The sequence below is a fragment of the Brevibacterium antiquum genome (genome assembly GCF_016107655.1).
Lineage (GTDB): Bacteria > Actinomycetota > Actinomycetes > Actinomycetales > Brevibacteriaceae > Brevibacterium > Brevibacterium antiquum.
Window position 1 is genome coordinate 26,593 of sequence record NZ_JABASX010000001.1, and the last position, 16,633, is coordinate 43,225.

General features: G+C 62.8%; 15 protein-coding genes. 12 read left to right on the forward strand and 3 right to left on the reverse strand.

Features of this window, described 5'->3' with window-relative positions:
• Positions 1–29 precede the first annotated feature (29 nt).
• From glmU to pth, 5 genes are all read left to right on the forward strand, one after another.
• Positions 30–1,487, forward strand: coding sequence for a bifunctional UDP-N-acetylglucosamine diphosphorylase/glucosamine-1-phosphate N-acetyltransferase GlmU (glmU, locus tag JFC13_RS00135; RefSeq protein WP_198395107.1), 1,458 nt, complete (start codon positions 30–32; stop codon positions 1,485–1,487).
• Positions 1,480–2,451: a ribose-phosphate diphosphokinase gene (locus JFC13_RS00140; protein WP_198395108.1), complete on the forward strand. Its 972-nt coding sequence runs from the start codon at positions 1,480–1,482 to the stop codon at positions 2,449–2,451. The genes glmU and JFC13_RS00140 overlap by 8 nt, the downstream gene beginning before the upstream one ends.
• A gap of 128 nt (positions 2,452–2,579) precedes the next feature.
• Positions 2,580–3,620: an alpha/beta fold hydrolase gene (locus tag JFC13_RS00145; protein WP_332839289.1), complete on the forward strand. Its 1,041-nt coding sequence runs from the start codon at positions 2,580–2,582 to the stop codon at positions 3,618–3,620.
• Between the two features lie 158 nt (positions 3,621–3,778).
• A complete protein-coding gene (locus tag JFC13_RS00150; protein ID WP_198395109.1) occupies positions 3,779–4,414 on the forward strand; it encodes a 50S ribosomal protein L25/general stress protein Ctc in 636 nt (211 codons plus the stop codon).
• Positions 4,415–4,587: 173 nt separating this feature from the next.
• Positions 4,588–5,187 carry an aminoacyl-tRNA hydrolase gene (gene pth / locus JFC13_RS00155; RefSeq protein ID WP_198395645.1) on the forward strand — a complete coding sequence of 200 codons (600 nt, stop codon included), beginning with the start codon at positions 4,588–4,590 and terminating at the stop codon, positions 5,185–5,187.
• Between the two features lie 27 nt (positions 5,188–5,214).
• Here the strand turns inward: pth and JFC13_RS00160 are convergent, their stop codons facing one another.
• The gene (locus JFC13_RS00160; protein WP_198395110.1) at positions 5,215–5,967 is read right to left on the reverse strand and encodes a rhomboid family intramembrane serine protease; all 753 of its coding nucleotides are present in this window, start codon (positions 5,965–5,967) and stop codon (positions 5,215–5,217) included.
• 106 nt (positions 5,968–6,073) lie between these two features.
• Positions 6,074–7,534, reverse strand: a complete 1,461-nt coding sequence (locus tag JFC13_RS00165; protein ID WP_198395111.1) for an arylsulfotransferase family protein — start codon at positions 7,532–7,534, stop codon at positions 6,074–6,076.
• Positions 7,535–7,619: 85 nt separating this feature from the next.
• On the opposite strand from JFC13_RS00165, the gene mfd reads away from it, so the two are divergent.
• The 5 genes from mfd (at position 7,620) to eno (ending at position 14,309) form a co-directional block, all read left to right on the forward strand.
• On the forward strand, positions 7,620–11,213 hold the full coding sequence (mfd, locus tag JFC13_RS00170) for a transcription-repair coupling factor (RefSeq protein WP_198395112.1): 3,594 nt from the start codon (positions 7,620–7,622) through the stop codon (positions 11,211–11,213).
• A 158-nt stretch (positions 11,214–11,371) separates the two neighbouring features.
• On the forward strand, positions 11,372–11,566 hold the full coding sequence (locus tag JFC13_RS00175) for a CsbD family protein (protein ID WP_198395113.1): 195 nt from the start codon (positions 11,372–11,374) through the stop codon (positions 11,564–11,566).
• 109 nt (positions 11,567–11,675) lie between these two features.
• Positions 11,676–12,134, forward strand: a complete 459-nt coding sequence (locus JFC13_RS00180; RefSeq protein ID WP_332839290.1) for a MazG nucleotide pyrophosphohydrolase domain-containing protein — start codon at positions 11,676–11,678, stop codon at positions 12,132–12,134.
• Positions 12,131–12,946, forward strand: coding sequence for a tyrosine-protein phosphatase (locus tag JFC13_RS00185; RefSeq protein WP_198395114.1), 816 nt, complete (start codon positions 12,131–12,133; stop codon positions 12,944–12,946). Before JFC13_RS00180 ends, JFC13_RS00185 begins: the two co-directional genes overlap by 4 nt.
• An 82-nt stretch (positions 12,947–13,028) precedes the next feature.
• Positions 13,029–14,309 carry a phosphopyruvate hydratase gene (gene eno / locus JFC13_RS00190; RefSeq protein WP_198395115.1) on the forward strand — a complete coding sequence of 427 codons (1,281 nt, stop codon included), beginning with the start codon at positions 13,029–13,031 and terminating at the stop codon, positions 14,307–14,309.
• Positions 14,310–14,504: 195 nt separating this feature from the next.
• Here eno and JFC13_RS19760 read toward each other — a convergent pair whose 3' ends face one another.
• A complete protein-coding gene (locus JFC13_RS19760) occupies positions 14,505–15,104 on the reverse strand; it encodes a DUF559 domain-containing protein (RefSeq protein ID WP_332839291.1) in 600 nt (199 codons plus the stop codon).
• A gap of 501 nt (positions 15,105–15,605) precedes the next feature.
• Between JFC13_RS19760 and JFC13_RS00200 the strand changes: the two genes are divergently transcribed.
• Together JFC13_RS00200 and JFC13_RS00205 are read left to right on the forward strand one after the other, a co-directional pair.
• Positions 15,606–16,097 carry an FtsB family cell division protein gene (locus tag JFC13_RS00200; protein ID WP_198395116.1) on the forward strand — a complete coding sequence of 164 codons (492 nt, stop codon included), beginning with the start codon at positions 15,606–15,608 and terminating at the stop codon, positions 16,095–16,097.
• A complete protein-coding gene (locus JFC13_RS00205) occupies positions 16,097–16,627 on the forward strand; it encodes a DUF501 domain-containing protein (protein ID WP_198395117.1) in 531 nt (176 codons plus the stop codon). The genes JFC13_RS00200 and JFC13_RS00205 overlap by 1 nt, the downstream gene beginning before the upstream one ends.
• Positions 16,628–16,633: the final 6 nt, after the last annotated feature.

The following is a 16,633-nucleotide window of genomic DNA, read 5'->3' on the forward strand; positions in this document are numbered from 1 at the left end:
CCCAATCCGACTTGCGAAGGATTCAACACATGTCGCAGACCAGACCCATCGCCGTCATCGTTCTGGCCGCTGGCCAGGGCACCCGTATGAAGTCGACCCTGCCGAAGGTGCTGCACCCGATCGGCGGTCGTTCCCTGCTCCACCACTCGATCGCGGCAGCGGCAGGAGCCACTCCCGAACACTTAGTCGTCGTCGTCAGGCACGAACGCGATCAGCTCGTGTCCCATCTGGACTCACTGCCGATCAGTTCGACGCAGACTGTGCTCATCGCCGATCAGGATGAGATTCCCGGCACCGGCCGCGCCACCGAATGTGCGCTGACCCAGTTGCCCGACGATCTCTCCGGCACCGTGGTCGTGACCTATGGCGACGTGCCCCTGCTGACTGCTGACACGATCAACAGCCTCGTCGAGGTCCACGAGTCCTCACACAATGCCGTCACGGTCCTGTCCGCCGAGGTGGACGATCCCACAGGCTACGGACGCATCGTCCGCGACGCCTCCGGAGCCCTGCTGCGCATCGTCGAGCAGAAGGACGCCAGCGATGACCAGCGCAGCATCCGGGAGATCAACTCCGGCATCTACGCCTTCGACGCCTCGGCGCTGAGGGACGGTCTCGCCTCACTGACTACGGACAATGCGCAGGGTGAGAAGTACCTCACCGACGTCATCGGATTCTCTCGCGAGGCAGGTCAGTCCGTCGCCGCCACCGCCACCCAGGATCTGTGGCAGGTCGAGGGCGCCAACGACCGCGTGCAGCTGGCCAATCTCGGCAAGGAGCTCAACCGCCGCGTCTGCGAGAAGTGGATGCGCGCCGGCGTGAGCATCATCGACCCCGACACCACGTGGATCGACATGGACGTGTCCCTGGGTGAGGACGTCACGATCCTTCCCGGAGTCCAGCTCCTGGGTGCCACCGACATCGGCACCGGTGCCGTCGTCGGCCCCGACTCGACTCTCAAGGACACCGAGGTGGGTGCCGGGGCACAGGTCGTGCGCACCCATTCGGAACTGGCCGTTGTGGGAGCCTGCGCCACAGTCGGACCGTTCGCATACCTGCGACCTGGGACCAACCTCGGCGAGGACGGAAAGATCGGCACCTTCGTGGAGACGAAGAACGCTGACATCGGACGGGCCGCGAAGGTGCCGCACCTGTCCTACGTCGGCGATGCTGAGATCGGCGAGGGCTCCAACATCGGTGCCGCATCGGTCTTCGTCAACTACGACGGTGTCGAAAAGCACCGCACCGTCGTCGGAAAGCACGCACGCATGGGCTCGGACAACATGTACGTTGCCCCTGTCACGGTAGGCGACGGCGCCTACTCCGGTGCGAGCACAACGGTGCGCAAAGATGTCCCTGCGGGAGCGCTTGCCATAACCGTGGCGCCACAGCGTAACCTGGAGGGCTGGGTCGTCAGCAACCGCCCCGGCACACCTGCAGCGCAGGCAGCCGAGGCCGCATCTGAAGGGGAACCGGCAAGTGAATGAAATTACGACGGCGGGCGAAAAGAAGCTCGTCCTGGTCAGCGGGCGCGCGAACAATGAGCTCGCTGAACAAGTCGCTGAGAACCTGGGGACGGAACTTCTCCCCACTGACATTTACAACTTTGCCAATGGAGAGATCTACGTCCGGTTCTCCGAATCGGTCCGCGGCTGTGACGTCTTCGTCCTCCAGTCGCACTGTGCACCGATCAACGAATGGCTGATGGAACAGCTCATCATGGTCGACGCACTCAAACGCGCCTCGGCCAAGCGGATCACGGTCATCGCACCGTTCTTCCCCTACGCGAGGCAGGACAAGAAGCATCGCGGACGTGAGCCCATCTCGGCTCGCCTCGTGGCCGACCTGTACAAGACGGCCGGTGCCGACCGCATCATCACCGTGGACCTGCACACCGCGCAGATCCAGGGCTACTTCGACGGACCGGTCGACCACCTCATCGCGATGCCGATCCTCGCCGGCTACGTCAAGGACAAGTACCCGACCGAGCTGGCAGTGGTCTCACCCGACGCCGGCCGCATCAAGGTCGCCGAGAACTGGTCGAACTCCCTGGGCGGAGTGCCGCTGGCATTCATCCATAAGACTCGCGACATCACACGACCGAATGAGACCAAGGCCAACCGTGTCGTCGGTGAGGTCGAGGGCCGAACCTGTGTCCTCGTCGATGACATGATCGACACGGGCGGGACCATCGTCCAGGCCGCCGACGCCTGCATGGCCGCCGGAGCCACCGGAGTCATCGTCGTCTCGACACACGCAGTGTTCTCCGGACCGGCCGTCGAACGCCTGTCGAACTCCGTGGCGCAGGAGGTCATCGTGACGAACACGCTGCCGCTGACCGAGGACAAGATGTTCGACAAGCTCACCGTGCTCTCGATCGCCCCGCTGATCGCCCGCGCCGTGCACGAGGTCTTCGAGGACGGATCGGTCACCAGCCTCTTCGAGGTCTGAGCCACCTTCCGCGATCGTTCCATCCGAATCGAACCCCGAGCCGATCTTCAGACTCGGGGTTCGATCTGTCTCATCGGAAGCATCGCCTGCCGGGGGCTCGACCGACGCTCTACACTGGAGACAACCGAGTGAAGGGAACCGTGACGATGTCGTCCCATGATTACAACCGGTACCGGGTCAGCGTCTCTGGCGGGGAACTGTCCGTCGGCGTCTGGGAGCCTGTGGCCTACGGGCCGGGCCGGGTCCCCACCATCTGCGTCATCCACGGCATCACCTCGAACCATCTGTTCTTCGCCGGTCTGGTCGCAGCACTTCCCGGGGTGCGCATCATCGGGCCCGACCTGCGCGGACGTGCTGACTCCCGTCTGCTGGGCCCACCGTTCGGGATGAGGGCCCATGCCGAAGACGTCCTCGTCGCCATCAACACCTTCGCCGAGCCTGGACCGGTCACTCTGGTCGGACATTCCATGGGCGGGTTCGTCGCCATGACCTTGGCCGGTATGGGCGCAGGTGTCGATTCCGACGCCGAGGTGGCCGATCGTTTCCGTGGCCCCGTCCTCATCGACGGAGGACTTCCCCTGCCGGTGCCGCAGGTCGGGGAAGACGAGGTCACCGGGGCACTCGATGATCTCAACGACCACGATCTCGACACCGACCACCTCATCGCCGCGGTGCTCGGACCCGCGTCTGAACGGCTGTCGATGTCATTCGGGTCGGTCGAAGAGTACCTTGCATTCTTCGCCGCTCATCCTGCCTTCGTCGACGGCCTCGACACAGTGGCCTCGGAGAGCTTCGTCTACGATCTCGCGGCCAAGGACGACCACAGCTTCCAACCCTCGACGTCGATCGAGGCGATGCAGGCCGACTCGGCGGACATGTACACCGGCGGTGCCTTCCGGAACGCGCTCGCCCAGATCATGAGCAGCCAGCGGCGCCAGGCCGAGGTGACGTTCCTCTTCGCTGAGCGTGACCTCATCGCATCCGAGCCCGGTCTCTACCCACCGGAACTCGTCGCCTCCTACCAGCAGCGGTGGGAGGATCTGACCGTTGTCGAGGTGCCCGGTACGAACCATTACGACATCCTGCTGACGGAGTCAGGCATCGACGCCTGCGCCGAGGCTGTGACCGCCCGACTTGGCGCCACCGACGACGGTGGCATAGAATCGTAGGGTTGCCTCGGCGAGGGAAACACATGTTTCCGTTATCGACGCGGTCCTGACCCACAGCGCTGACCGGCCCTTCGGAGCCGAATTGAGCCAGCGACAGTGCGGTTGAAGGCTGTTTCGCCGTGGTGCTTGCAAGATAAGTTCACCACGAAGGAGAGAAAATGGCTGACTTCAAACTCATCGCCGAACCCCGCAATGAATTCGGCAAGGGCGCTGCCCGCCGGACCCGCCGCGCAGGACGCATCCCTGCAGTCGTCTACGGACACGGCGGAGATCCTGTGCACATCTCGATTGACGGCCACGCCACCATGATGGCCCTCAAGCACGCCAACGCCCTCTTCGAGATCGAAAGCACCGATGGTGCCAAGAACGTTCTCGCAATCGCTCGCGACGTGCAGACCGACCCGGTCACCCGTCAGATCGAGCACCTTGACCTGATCATCGTCAAGCGCGGCGAAAAGGTCGAGGTCGACGTTCCTGTCCACATCATCGGCGAAGCCGTTCCCGGCACCATGGTGCAGCAGGAAGAGTCGACGCTCCTCATCAAGGCAGACGCCACCAAGCTGCCTGAGTACATCGAGGTCACCGTCGACGGGCGCGCCGCCGGCGAGCACGTTCTGGCCGGACAGATCGAATTGGCCTCGGGCGTCGAGCTCGCTGCCGATACCGAACTTCTCGTCGTCAACGTCTCGGAAGAGGCCGAGATGGACACCGAGTCGGATGCAGACGAGACCGACGACGAGTCGACCGACGAGTCGACCGAGGAAGCGGCAGAGGAGAAGTCCGAGGACGAGTGACCTCGACTTCTTCCGTCTGCGCCCAGCTTCTGGGCACAGCCTGAGATGTGAATTCGGTGGGTCGTTGAAGAAACGGCCCACCGAATTCGTTCTATGAGCACATAGAGTGCAAGAGTTCCCGGCTGATCGGGTGGTCTCGATGAGCAGCGAGAGAGAATGAGCGAATGACGACGATGACGAACGAAGCATGGCTGGTCTTCGGCTTGGGCAATCCCGGCCCCAAATACGAATCGACGAGACACAACATCGGGCAGATGGTCATTGCCGAACTCGCACATCGCATCGGCGTCAATCTGACACGGACCAAACTGCGCTCCAACGTCGGCACATCTCGACTGCCCATAGGTTCAGTCCCCGGAGTTCCCGGGCCGCGAGTGGTGCTCGCGACATCGACGGGGTTTATGAACGAATCCGGTGGGCCGGTCAGGCAGCTCGCCGATTTCTACTCGATTGACACCGACCGGATCATCGCCGTCCACGACGATGTGGACATCGCCTTCGACACGATCAAGGCCAAGGTCGGTGGGGGAGAGGGCGGACACAACGGACTGCGGTCGATGACCTCTGGGCTGGGGACGAAGAACTATCCCCGCATCCGCGCCGGCGTCGGCCGGCCCATGGGACGTCAGGACACCGCAGACTACGTGCTCAAGCCCTTCTCCAAGGACGAACGCGCCACGCTGCCGATCTTCATCTCGGATATCGCAGACGCCGTCGAGATGTACATCGTCGACGGCCTCGAGAAGGTTCAGCTCGAATACCACTCGAAATGAGGATGACGGTCACCGCTGAGGAACACGTCACCGCTCGGCGGCAGGTCGCTTCTGCGCCGCGGAGCCCGGACGCTTGCGGTGGATGAGCCAGGCGGCGAGGATGCCTCCCGCGAAGCCGAACAGATGCCCCTGCCAGGAGATCCCGTTATCCTGCGGCAGCAGTCCGAAGATCATGGACGCGCCGTAGGTGATGAAGACGAAGAACCCGATGGCGAAGTAGACGATCTTGCGGAGCACATCCTCGGTGAACCAGGTGCGCACCGCCAGGTAGGCGAAGAAGCCGAAGACGATGCCCGAGGCGCCGACGACGTGCTGGCCCACCGGCAGCGTCGTCAGCCAGGCGCCGAGCCCGGAGACGACGGCAGTGATGACGGTGACGAGCCAGAAGCGGCGTGCCCCCTCGACGGCGATGCACAGCCCGAGGATGAGGAAGGGGAACGTGTTGGCCATGAGGTGCCCGAATCCCGAGTGCAGGAGGGGAGACGTCACCACTCCGTAGAGGGACAGCGGGGTCCAGGAGGCCAGACTGAACATGTCGAGATCGACGGGCAGGACGGTGTCGACGATCTCAATGGCCCACATGATCGCCAGCAGGACGAGGACAGGGACGAAGCGCGAGAGCCTGTGATCGCGGCTGACAGTGGTCCGCAGATTGGCGACTTTGGGCTGGCCTGCGGGTGGGCGGCCGCCTGACCTGGGCGAATCGGGGGTTGTTGAACCGTTGCCGAAGATGAACTGGGATTCTTCGGGGGTGAAGCGAGGGGACTGGTTGGAACTCATGTCCCAATTGTCGGTGATGAAGCTTGGAGAACCCCGAAGAATCGGGGTCTGCGGGCAATCGTGTCCGATCCGTTAGTCCCGTTACAGTCTTGAGATCTCCGGTGCCTCAGTTCACGGTTGTGCTGCCGATGCGTTCCTTGTCCTCGTTCACGGCCTCGACGACGATCCGGGAGCCGGCGGGGGTGATGTCGGCCGCGGTTTCGAACCCCGTGCGATCGACGACTGCGGTCTCCTCGAGCTGCTCCTCGCTGTCGCCGCTGAGGATGCGCCAGCCCGCGACGTCGCTGGCTCCGTTCCAGCTCATGTGCACTCGTGTGATGCCCTCACCGGGTTCAGATTTCGTCGCGGTGGGCGGTGCTGACGGAGTCGCCTGCCAGTCGAAGCGATAGGCCCTGTAGTTCGATCCGCCCGTGAACGTGGCATCGTAGAGCAGCTTGCCATCATTGGTGAACTCCGAGAAGTACGGTTCGGAGCCCCAGCCGATGAACACATTGCCGTTGTCGAGTTCCTGCAGATTGCCCTGGCTTCCCGATGAGCGATCATCGGGGGCCGGGTACTCGGTGTCGACGCTGGCCTTGTGCGCTTCCTCATCGACGTCGAGGCGCAGACCTCTGGTATCGCCGAGGCGGGGTGCAGCATGGTTGTCGAAGAGGGTGATCATGCCGTCGTCGCGGCGGACGGCGTCATGCTGCCAGGCGAAGGCAGCTCCCTCGCCCATCTCGAAGTCGCTGGCAGACCCGCCCAGCACCCAATTCACGTCGGCGCTCTTGCGATCCAGCTGATAGATCGCATGTGTGTTGCGGGCGGAGACGAGCAGCGAATCACCATCGTCGTCGACGGACACCGAGTTCAGATGGATGTAGTCGAAGGGCTCCTCTTCGGTGCCTTCGTCGTCTTTGAGCTTCGACTGCGTCTGGTCGACGGGAACGTCGTCGAGTGATCGCCATTCGACAACGGGATCACCGGAGGCGATGTCGACCTCCTGGACCACTCCTTCCCAGGCCCAGCCGTCCTTCGCGCCGCCGACGGAGCTGAGGTCTGACTGCGTCTTGATATAGGAGAGGAGGAGCATCGTTCCATCGTCTGTGATCGTCGTCTCGTGCAGATCAGCGGTTTTGTGGGCGAGGTCCCCGCCCATGCCGACACGTGCGATCTCGTTGTAGCTGTCGTCGAGCATGACGACTTCGCCAGCTGTTTCGGGCGTCTCTGCCATTCCCTCCCACCAGGTGAGGACGGGTTCGTTCCTGTATTCCTGCACCCGGAGGTCCCACATCTGGCCCGATCCCTGTCGGATCCAGACCGGTTCTCCGTCTGAGTCGAGGATGAGCCCGCCGACCCAGGATTCCCCGTCATCGGCGGTGTGTCCCTTGGGAGCGAGGAACGTCTCGAGGTCATTGTCTTCCTCGGGCTGCTGTGAGCTGACGGCGATGTCGATCTTCGGCGGGTTCAAGTCGGGCCGCGTGTGGAAATCCCAGCGTTCGGGTTGGGGGACTTCCTCTTCAGCGGTGCATCCTGACAGGAACAGCGTCGCGGCCGCCGCAGTCGCGAACAGAGTGCGATAGGACATGACCTCATCTTCACACGTTTCCACGAAGAGCGGTCAGAGCACGGTCGCCGCCGTTTCTCGTGTCAGGCCAGTGGCTTAGAATTGCATGGTGCTCAAAGGACTCGATCTCACACGCCAGAACTCCACCATCACTGACCTCGTCGGAGCGTTCAACGACCCGGAGACAGCAGGCGGGACGATCGATGCGATCAGGGGTCTGTGGCCATCGATCCTGCGCCGAACCCTGGTGTCGGGCGACAACGATCCGGCCACCTCGGCGCCGCAACTCATCGTCACGGCCACCACGCGTGAGGCTGAAGACCTGGCGCGGGCGCTGGCGGACTGGGTGCCCGAGGATTCGATCGCGATCTTCCCCAGTTGGGAGACCCTCCCACACGAAAAGCTCTCACCTCGATCTGACACCGTCGGGCAGCGTCTGCAGATTCTGCACCGCTTGGCCCACCCGAGCCCGGACCGGCACCTGGCCTTCATCATTGCCCCTGTCCGCGCATTCCTGCAGCCGCTGGTCAAAGGGCTCGGCGACATCGAGCCGGTGGAGTTGGCCGTCGGCGACGAGTACGAGATCGACCAGCTGTCCCACCGCCTGACCGAACTTGCGTACTCACGCGTGGACATGGTCTCCCGCCGAGGCGAATTCGCCGTCCGCGGTGGCATCGTCGATATCTTCCCACCGACGGAGGACCATGCCCTGCGCATCGAATTCTTCGGCGACGAGATCGATGAGATCCGCGAATTCTCCGTCAGCGACCAGAGATCCATTCCCGCCGAGGCGGAGGCGCAACCGCTGAAGCTCTCGGCTCCGCCCTGCCGGGAGCTCCTGCTCACCGACTCCATCCGGGAACGAGCGGCCACGCTGTCGCAGACGCTGCCGGCAGCATCGGACATGCTCGACAAGATCGCCGGTGGAATCGCCGTCGAAGGCATGGAATCACTCTCGGCGGTGCTGGCAGACGGCATGGAGCCGATTATCGCGCTGCTGCCCGAATCCACGAAGATCATCATCACCGAACCCGAACGTGTGCACGCCAGGGCCGCCGACCTCGTCGTGACGACGAACGAATTCCTCGAAGCCGCATGGTCAGGAGCCGCAGCCGGCGGCGAATCCCCGATCGACCTCTCCGCCGCGACTTTCCGGACCATGGAAGAGATGGAAGAAGGCGCTCGCCTCATCGGCTTGGCCTGGTGGGAGCTCGGCGGATTCGCCACCGACGAAGAGCTCGTCTCACCCGCGGAGAATCTGTTCTCCGTTCCGGCTCGCGCACCTCGGGGATATGCCGGTGACGTCGAGGCGATCCTCGCCGATGTCAAGGGACTCATCCACGACAGGTGGCGCATCCTCGTGCTCACCGAAGGACAGGGACCGGGCCAGCGGATGGTCGAGGTGTTCTCGGAGGCTGGGGTGCCCGCGACCTTCGTCGACGACCCGACGGACATCGCCGATGCTCTGGTGACCGTCACCACGGCCGCGCCCTTCGGAGGATTCGTCTTCGACGACCTCAAACTGGCCGTGCTCACCGAAGCCGAAGTGCTCGGACGCGCGGCAGCCACCTCGACGAGGGACATGCGGCGCCTGCCCACCCGGCGCAAACGCAACCAGGTGGACCCGCTCAACCTGGCGCCCGGGGACTTCGTCGTCCACGACCAGCACGGCGTCGGCAAGTTCATCGAGATGACCCAGCGCACCACCGGCAAGGGTGCGAACAAGCACACCCGCGAATATCTCATCGTCGAATACGCCCCGGCCAAACGCGGTCAGCCCGGTGACCGACTGTACGTGCCCAGCGATGCCCTCGACCAGGTCAGCCGCTACGTCGGTGGGGAGAGCCCGACCCTGAACAAGATGGGCGGCTCCGACTGGTCGACGACGAAAGCCAAGGCCAGGAAGGCGGTCAAGGAGATCGCCGGTGAACTCGTCCGTCTCTATTCGGCCCGACAGGCCACCGTCGGCCACACCTATGGCCCGGACACACCATGGCAGCGCGAACTCGAAGACGCCTTCCACTACGTGGAGACCGCCGACCAGCTCACGACCATCGACGAGGTCAAGGGCGATATGGAGAAGGCAGTCCCAATGGACCGTCTGATCTGCGGCGACGTCGGCTACGGTAAGACTGAGATCGCAGTCCGAGCGGCATTCAAGGCGATCCAGGACGGCAAGCAGGTCGCTGTGCTGGTGCCCACGACTCTGCTCGTCCAGCAGCACTTCGAAACCTTCGCCGAACGCTACTCGGGCTTCCCCGTCACCGTCGGTGCGCTCTCTCGGTTCCAGACGAAGAAGGAATCGGACAAGGTCGTCGAAGATCTGGCTGCTGGCAAGCTCGACCTCGTCATCGGCACGCACCGCCTGCTCAGCGGCGAGGTGAGGTTCAAGAGCCTGGGCCTGGTCATCATCGACGAGGAGCAGCGCTTCGGCGTCGAACACAAGGAGACGCTCAAGGCGATGCGCACGAACGTCGACGTGCTCGCGATGTCGGCAACGCCTATCCCGAGGACCCTGGAGATGGCCGTGACCGGCATCCGAGAGATGTCGACCTTGGCCACCCCGCCCGAGGAGCGCCATCCGGTGCTGACCTACGTGGGTAAGAAGGAAGACAAGCAGATCAAGGCCGCGATCCGTCGTGAACTCATGCGCGAGGGTCAGGTCTTCTACATCCACAACAGAGTCAAGGACATCGAATCCGTGGCCGGCCACATCGCCGAACTCGTTCCCGAAGCCAGGATTGCGATTGCCCACGGAAAGATGAACGAACAGCGCCTGGAGCAGGTCATCGTCGACTTCTGGGAGAAGAAGTTCGACGTGCTCGTGTGCACGACGATCGTCGAGACCGGCATCGACATCTCCAACGCCAACACGCTCATCATCGATCACGCTGATCGCTTCGGACTCTCCCAGCTGCACCAGCTGCGCGGCCGGGTTGGTCGCGGCAGGGAACGGGCCTATGCCTATTTCCTCTACCCGGCAGACACGACGCTCACGGAGACAGCCCACGACCGTCTGACTACGCTGGCCGCCCACACAGAGCTCGGCGCCGGCATGCAGGTGGCCATGAAGGACCTCGAGATCCGTGGTGCCGGCAACCTCCTCGGCGGACAGCAGTCCGGACAGATCGAAGGGGTCGGATTCGACCTCTACGTGCGGCTTGTGGGGGAGGCCGTTGCGAACTTCCGCGGTGAGGACACTGAGCCCGAAGCAGATATGCGCATCGAGTTGCCCGTCGACGCACACCTGCCGGCAGAGTACGTCGACCACGAACGGCTGCGGCTCGAGGCCTATCGGAAACTGGCTGCCGCGGCGAACGAGAGCGAACTGCAGGAAGTCCTCGACGAACTCGTCGACCGGTACGGACCCTACCCGGAGGCCGTGGGTGTGCTCGCCGATGTCGCCAGACTGCGGATCAGGGCCAAAGCCTCGGGCATCAACGACATCGTCGTCCAAGGCAACTTCGTGCGCTTCGGTCCGCTCGAGCTCGAGGATTCGCAGCTCGTGCGCCTCAAACGTCTGTACCCGAAGTCTCTGCTCAAGCCCGCGATCCGGTCGGTGCTCGTGCCCAAGCCGATGACCGGAAACGGCTTCGATGCGAAGGAGATGACGGATTCCGATATCCTGCGTTGGGCCCACCAGTTCCTCGACGCGATCGTCCCAGTCGTCGTCTCTGAGGTCGTCGAAGCCGGCGTCTGAGGCCGGGGTCGGAATCCGAAAAGGCCGTAATGAGTCAACCGATCTGATCGACGCAGAACGAATCTGCACGTATTCTGAGAGTTCACATTCTTCCGCCGTTCCTGGCGTAGAGTGCGAATACGAGTACAGACGTACCGTGAGATTTAAGGAGAGACACCATGGGTTTTGACGACAAGTTCGACAACAAGACTGAAGAATTCTCCGGTAAGGCCAAGGAGACAGTCGGCGACATGACCGGCGATGACGAGCTCAAGGCTGAGGGCTCCGCGGACCAGCTCAAGGGCAAGACCAAGCAGGTCGGCGAGAAGGTCAAGGACCTCGGCAAGGGCGTCAAGGACAAGTTCAGCAAGTAATGCAGAATTCGACCCCCATCGCGCCTGCGGTGGGGGTCATTCTTATTGTTCGACCCTCGTAGTGTGTCGAGCCGTCACAGCGGTGCAGGAATCGGAAGGTGTCACGACAGTGGAGCAGGCAGAGACAACGGGCGTCATCGGTGCTCGAACCGAGGGCGCGATCGAGGCGATGGCGACACTGCGGCGCCGATGCCCGTGGTCGAGCAGGCAAGATCACGGAACCCTCGAGAAGTATGCGCGCGAGGAGACCGAGGAGCTCATCGAAGCACTCGAAGACTACCGAGCTGATTCGAATCCGGACCACCGCGCCGCCGTCGTCGAAGAACTCGGCGATGTCTTCTACCAGGTGCTCTTCCACTCCGCGCTGCTGGACGAGAGTGCTTCCGCCCCCTACGGGCACACGCTGGGGATGATCATCGAAGGGCTGGAGGCAAAACTCATCCGGCGTCATCCCCTGGCCTTCGGCGAGGGCGCCAGTGATGAGCACATGGCTTCCCTCGAAGACGTCGAGGCCGAATACCGCCGGATCAAAACAGAAGAGAAACAGCAGAAAGACACGAATCAGTGAGCTTGGATCGCATCGATATCGAAGGCACATTCAACTTCCGTGACCTCGGAGGATCGCCCACCTCGGCGGGGGAGTCGAGCGTCGAAAAGGGGAAAGTCTTCCGGTCCGACGGTATCGCTCAACTGACAGACAGATCGCGGGCCGACATCAGAGCACTCGGCATCAGAACCGTCGTCGATCTGCGCGACGTCGGGGAGCGATCCAAGCTGCCCGACGCACTCGAGGGACTCGACGTGGAGCACATCGAGCTGCCCATCTTCGACGATCACTTCTTCCCTGAGAAGCAGCTCAGCCGCGAGGAGATGCGAGAGGCCGCCGAGGCGACCGGAATGGATCTCTCCGATCGCTCGCTGAGTAAGATCTACGAGCTGATGATCAGTCATTTCGGAACGCGACTGGCCAAGGCCGTTGATGTCGTTGCGCGAAACTGCGAACGCGGAGTCGTCTTCCACTGCTCTGCCGGCAAGGACCGGACCGGCATGGTCGCCGCCTTCATCCTCGCACTCCTCGGCGTCGGGCGTCATGAGATCCTCGAGGACTACGCGATCACCTCCGAGCATCTGTCGGGAGGATTCCTCGAGAACATCACCCGGAATTTCGCCGACGCCGGAATCTCCGGCAACCTCGCCGAGACGGCAACAGCAGCACCGCCGGAACTCATGGCGAAGATCCTCGACTCCATCGACGCAGAATTTGGCGAGAACGGTGTCGAAGCCTATCTGCTCGAGCATGGAATGGATCCGGCGAGCCCGGATAAGCTGCGCGAACAGCTGTTGACGACTGCTGACAGGGAAGAGGCCATCCGGGACTGAGAATGAGCTCGGTCCGCCGGTGCATTAAGCTGTCCTGCAGGCACATGTTCCCCATGTGAAACCAATTGCGAAGGAGTAATCAGTGGCTGAGATCGTTGCCGCAAACGCCCGTGAAATCCTGGATTCCCGGGGAAATCCCACCGTTGAGGTGGAAGTGCTGTTGGCCGACGAATCCGTCGGTCGTGCCGGTGTCCCGTCCGGTGCCTCCACCGGTGAGTTCGAAGCCGTTGAGCTGCGCGACGGAGACCCGGAACGTTACCTGGGCAAAGGCGTCACCAGTGCTGTTGACGCAGTCGTCGACGAGATCCACGAAGTCATCGTCGGCCTCGAAAGCGATGATCAGCGTCTGGTCGACCAGGCCCTGATCGAACTCGACGGAACCGAGAACAAGTCCCGCCTGGGCGCCAATGCCCTCCTGGGCACCTCGCTGGCAGTGGCTCGTGCGGCCGCGGTGTCTGCGGACCTGCCGCTGTACCGCTACCTGGGCGGACCGAATGCCCACGTCATGCCCGTTCCGATGATGAACATCCTCAACGGTGGATCGCATGCCGATTCCAACGTCGACATCCAGGAATTCATGATCGCCCCGATCGGCGCGGCCAGCTTCCACGAGGGTCTGCAGTGGAGTGTTGAGGTCTATCACGCGCTCAAGGGCGTGCTCAAGGAGCGCGGCCTGTCGACCGGGCTCGGCGATGAGGGTGGGTTCGCACCGAACCTCGACTCCAACGCCGCGGCACTCGACCTCATCCTCGAGGCCATCGAACTGGCCGGGCACCGTCCGGGCCGCGATATCGCGGTGGCACTCGATGTGGCCTCTTCCGAGTTCTACTCCGAGGGTGCCTACGAGTTCGAAAGCGAGAAGAAGTCGGCGCAGGACATGGCCGCATACTACGAGGGTCTGCTCGCCAAGTACCCGCTGGTGTCCATCGAAGATCCACTCGACGAGAACGACTGGGAAGGTTGGGCCACCCTGACCGAGTCCATCGGCTCAAAGGTTCAGCTCGTCGGCGACGATCTGTTCGTGACGAATCCCGAGCGTCTCCAGCGCGGCATCGACACGAGCACCGCCAACTCGCTGCTCGTCAAGGTCAACCAGATCGGCACCCTGACAGAGACCCTCGATGCGGTTTCGCTGGCACAGACCAACGGCTACACGACGATGATCTCGCACCGTTCAGGCGAAACCGAGGACACGACGATCGCCGACCTGGCCGTGGCAACGAACGCCGGCCAGATCAAAGCCGGTGCTCCGGCACGGTCCGAACGCGTTGCCAAGTACAACCAGCTGCTGCGCATCGAAGAGCAGCTCGGCGATGCCGCCCGCTATGCCGGACGTGGAGCCTTCCCGCGCTTCGACGGCTGAATGGCTTCGCCCCCGAGGCGGGTGTCAGGTGATCATCAATGGTCACCCGGCACCCGCCTCGGCGGCATTCATCGACAAGACCTCCTGTCGATGACAAAACCACCTGCCCCGGCGCAATTCATACAGCTGCAGAGGTTGTTCATGCGGTTGCGGGTGAGGGGCCCTGCCGCGCCTGCCGAGCGCATCCTCGGATAATCACCTCGTGCCCATGAGGATTCGTCTGATCTCTTCGAACTTCGCCTCCGTGAATAGCTCTTTCCAACTGATTCTGATGACTCGCCATCCTTGATCGCGCAGCCATTGGTCTCTGCGCCTTTCGCGTTCGAGTTCGGCACGGGGCACCTCCGAGCCGAGATACAGCTTTCCGAGTCCATCGATTTCAACGATCAGCCGGGCTGCCTTGTGGCAGAAGTCGACGCGAATCTGACGTCGCAGCGAGGTCGCGTCGAACACGATTTGAGGGACGAATCCGACGAATCCGTGTTGAAAGAATCTCACCGCGGCGATCGACTCGGCGGGGGACTCGCGACGGGCATCGGCCAAGTCGAGAGCGAGTTGAACCTTCTTGGTGTTCCTGGTCTCCAAGCATTGAGCCAGCGTCGCGAGGATCTTCTCCCTCGTCGTCACCTCGGTCCCGCGAACTCCCTGCCGGTGCTGCTTCGGGATCGTTACGCCCCTGACATGGATGCTCTTGAATCTGCGGTTGACTCCGGGGCGCACCACCTCCACCTGGTGGGTGACGGGGTATGCAATCGGCAGGCCATGGATGAGAGCAGCGGAGACATGTGAGAACACCGCGCTCCTGCTGTCCCTGCTTCTGAAATCTGACTTCGCATCGTGCCATGACTGCGGCGTCGCGTTCTTCAATCTGATCGCGGATGTCTCCGTGAGTGAATCCGAGCCGGATGATCTGTTGTGTGGTCATAATTTTGTACATGACATTAAAATGCATCAAAATAGACAAAATAGCAATGAATGGCATTAGGTGGGTGTATAACTCTGTGGATAAGTCCTGTTTGAGGTGGAGGCTGGGAGGGGAGTGGTGAGCTGCCAGGCGGCTGGAGTGGGCGCCTTGGGGCGGTCGGGGCGAGTGCCCGGGGCGGCCGGGACTGGCGGGACTGGCGGGTGAAAGATGCGTGACGGGTGCACGACGGCAGCGAAGGAGCGCGGCGGATGCGGGCTTTCGAAAAATAGAACACGCCACGACACCCAAATCCTCGAAGTCCGGATGCTGACACGGCAGACTTAGATGTGTTGCGACAGCCTTCCCCATCCCCGGTCGCAGAGGAAAGAGACATGGTTCCGAGCAAGCCTAGAAAAAGCGCCCCCAAATCGGCTCCGGGCAGAGCCGCTCCCCGTCGACGCCCTGCCCCGGTCGTCGAGGCTCAGCCCACCGAGGACACTCGCAAGCGGAAGCTGTCCTGGCAGACGGGAGTATTCCTCCTCGTCATCGCCATCGTGCTCGTCACCTTCCTGCCCTCGATCAACTCGGCCCTCAAGCAGGCACAGCAGATCGCCGCTCTCAACAGCGAGATCGAATCGACGAAGTCCGAAGTCCAGGGACTGGAGGAGAAGAACGAGAACCTCAAAGACCCCGCATACATCAAACGCAAGGCACGCAAGGACCAGTACTACGTCGAAGAGGGCAAGAACGCGGTCATCGTCACCAACCAGGAGGCGATCAACGGTGACGATTCGGATACGGACCGCCCGGAGCGCAAACAAGCCTGGTACCTTGAGTTGCTGGAGTCGATTCAAGAGGTCGGCAATACCGTGGAGAAGGGCTGATGATCACAGAGTGCACCGAGGCGGACTTCGCCATCCTGAAGGACCAGCTCGGGCGGATTCCGCGCGGCGTCGTCGGGATTGCCGCCCGCAGCACATCGGGTGAGCCTCTGGTCGTCGCCACCGCTCCGAGGCTCGAGGACGGCACGCCGTTCCCCACCGCCTTCTACCTCACCCATCCCGCTTTCGTCACCGAATGCTCGCGTCTCGAGGCTTCGGGAATCATGGCCGAGTGGTCCGCTGAGCTCGCCGAGGACGAAGAGCTCGCAGCCTCCTATGCCAAGGCCCATACCGCTTACCTCGCGACGCGATCCGAGATCGGTAAGACGGCCGGCCTCGCCGAGGTGGAGGAGATCAAGGACTACTCCGCCGGCGGCATGCCCACCCGAGTGAAATGCCTGCATGCCTTGGTCGGCCACTCACTGGCTGCCGGCCCCGGGGCCAACCCGATCGGTGATCGCGCAATCTCCTTCATGACCGACGTCCCCACCCAGGCGGGCGCAGAGAACGCCTCGGCCGAGGCAAGCGAATAGGAGAGA

Coding starts and splice junctions, on each gene's coding strand:
- JFC13_RS00160 (WP_198395110.1), bottom strand. CDS start 5,967: ATGAGTTCCAACCAGTCCCCTCGCTTCACCCCCGAAGAATCCCAGTTC.
- JFC13_RS00175 (WP_198395113.1), top strand. CDS start 11,372: ATGGGTTTTGACGACAAGTTCGACAACAAGACTGAAGAATTCTCCGGT.
- JFC13_RS00165 (WP_198395111.1), bottom strand. CDS start 7,534: ATGTCCTATCGCACTCTGTTCGCGACTGCGGCGGCCGCGACGCTGTTC.
- JFC13_RS00150 (WP_198395109.1), top strand. CDS start 3,779: ATGGCTGACTTCAAACTCATCGCCGAACCCCGCAATGAATTCGGCAAG.
- pth (WP_198395645.1), top strand. CDS start 4,588: ATGACGAACGAAGCATGGCTGGTCTTCGGCTTGGGCAATCCCGGCCCC.
- JFC13_RS00205 (WP_198395117.1), top strand. CDS start 16,097: ATGATCACAGAGTGCACCGAGGCGGACTTCGCCATCCTGAAGGACCAG.
- mfd (WP_198395112.1), top strand. CDS start 7,620: ATGGTGCTCAAAGGACTCGATCTCACACGCCAGAACTCCACCATCACT.
- JFC13_RS00200 (WP_198395116.1), top strand. CDS start 15,606: ATGGTTCCGAGCAAGCCTAGAAAAAGCGCCCCCAAATCGGCTCCGGGC.
- glmU (WP_198395107.1), top strand. CDS start 30: ATGTCGCAGACCAGACCCATCGCCGTCATCGTTCTGGCCGCTGGCCAG.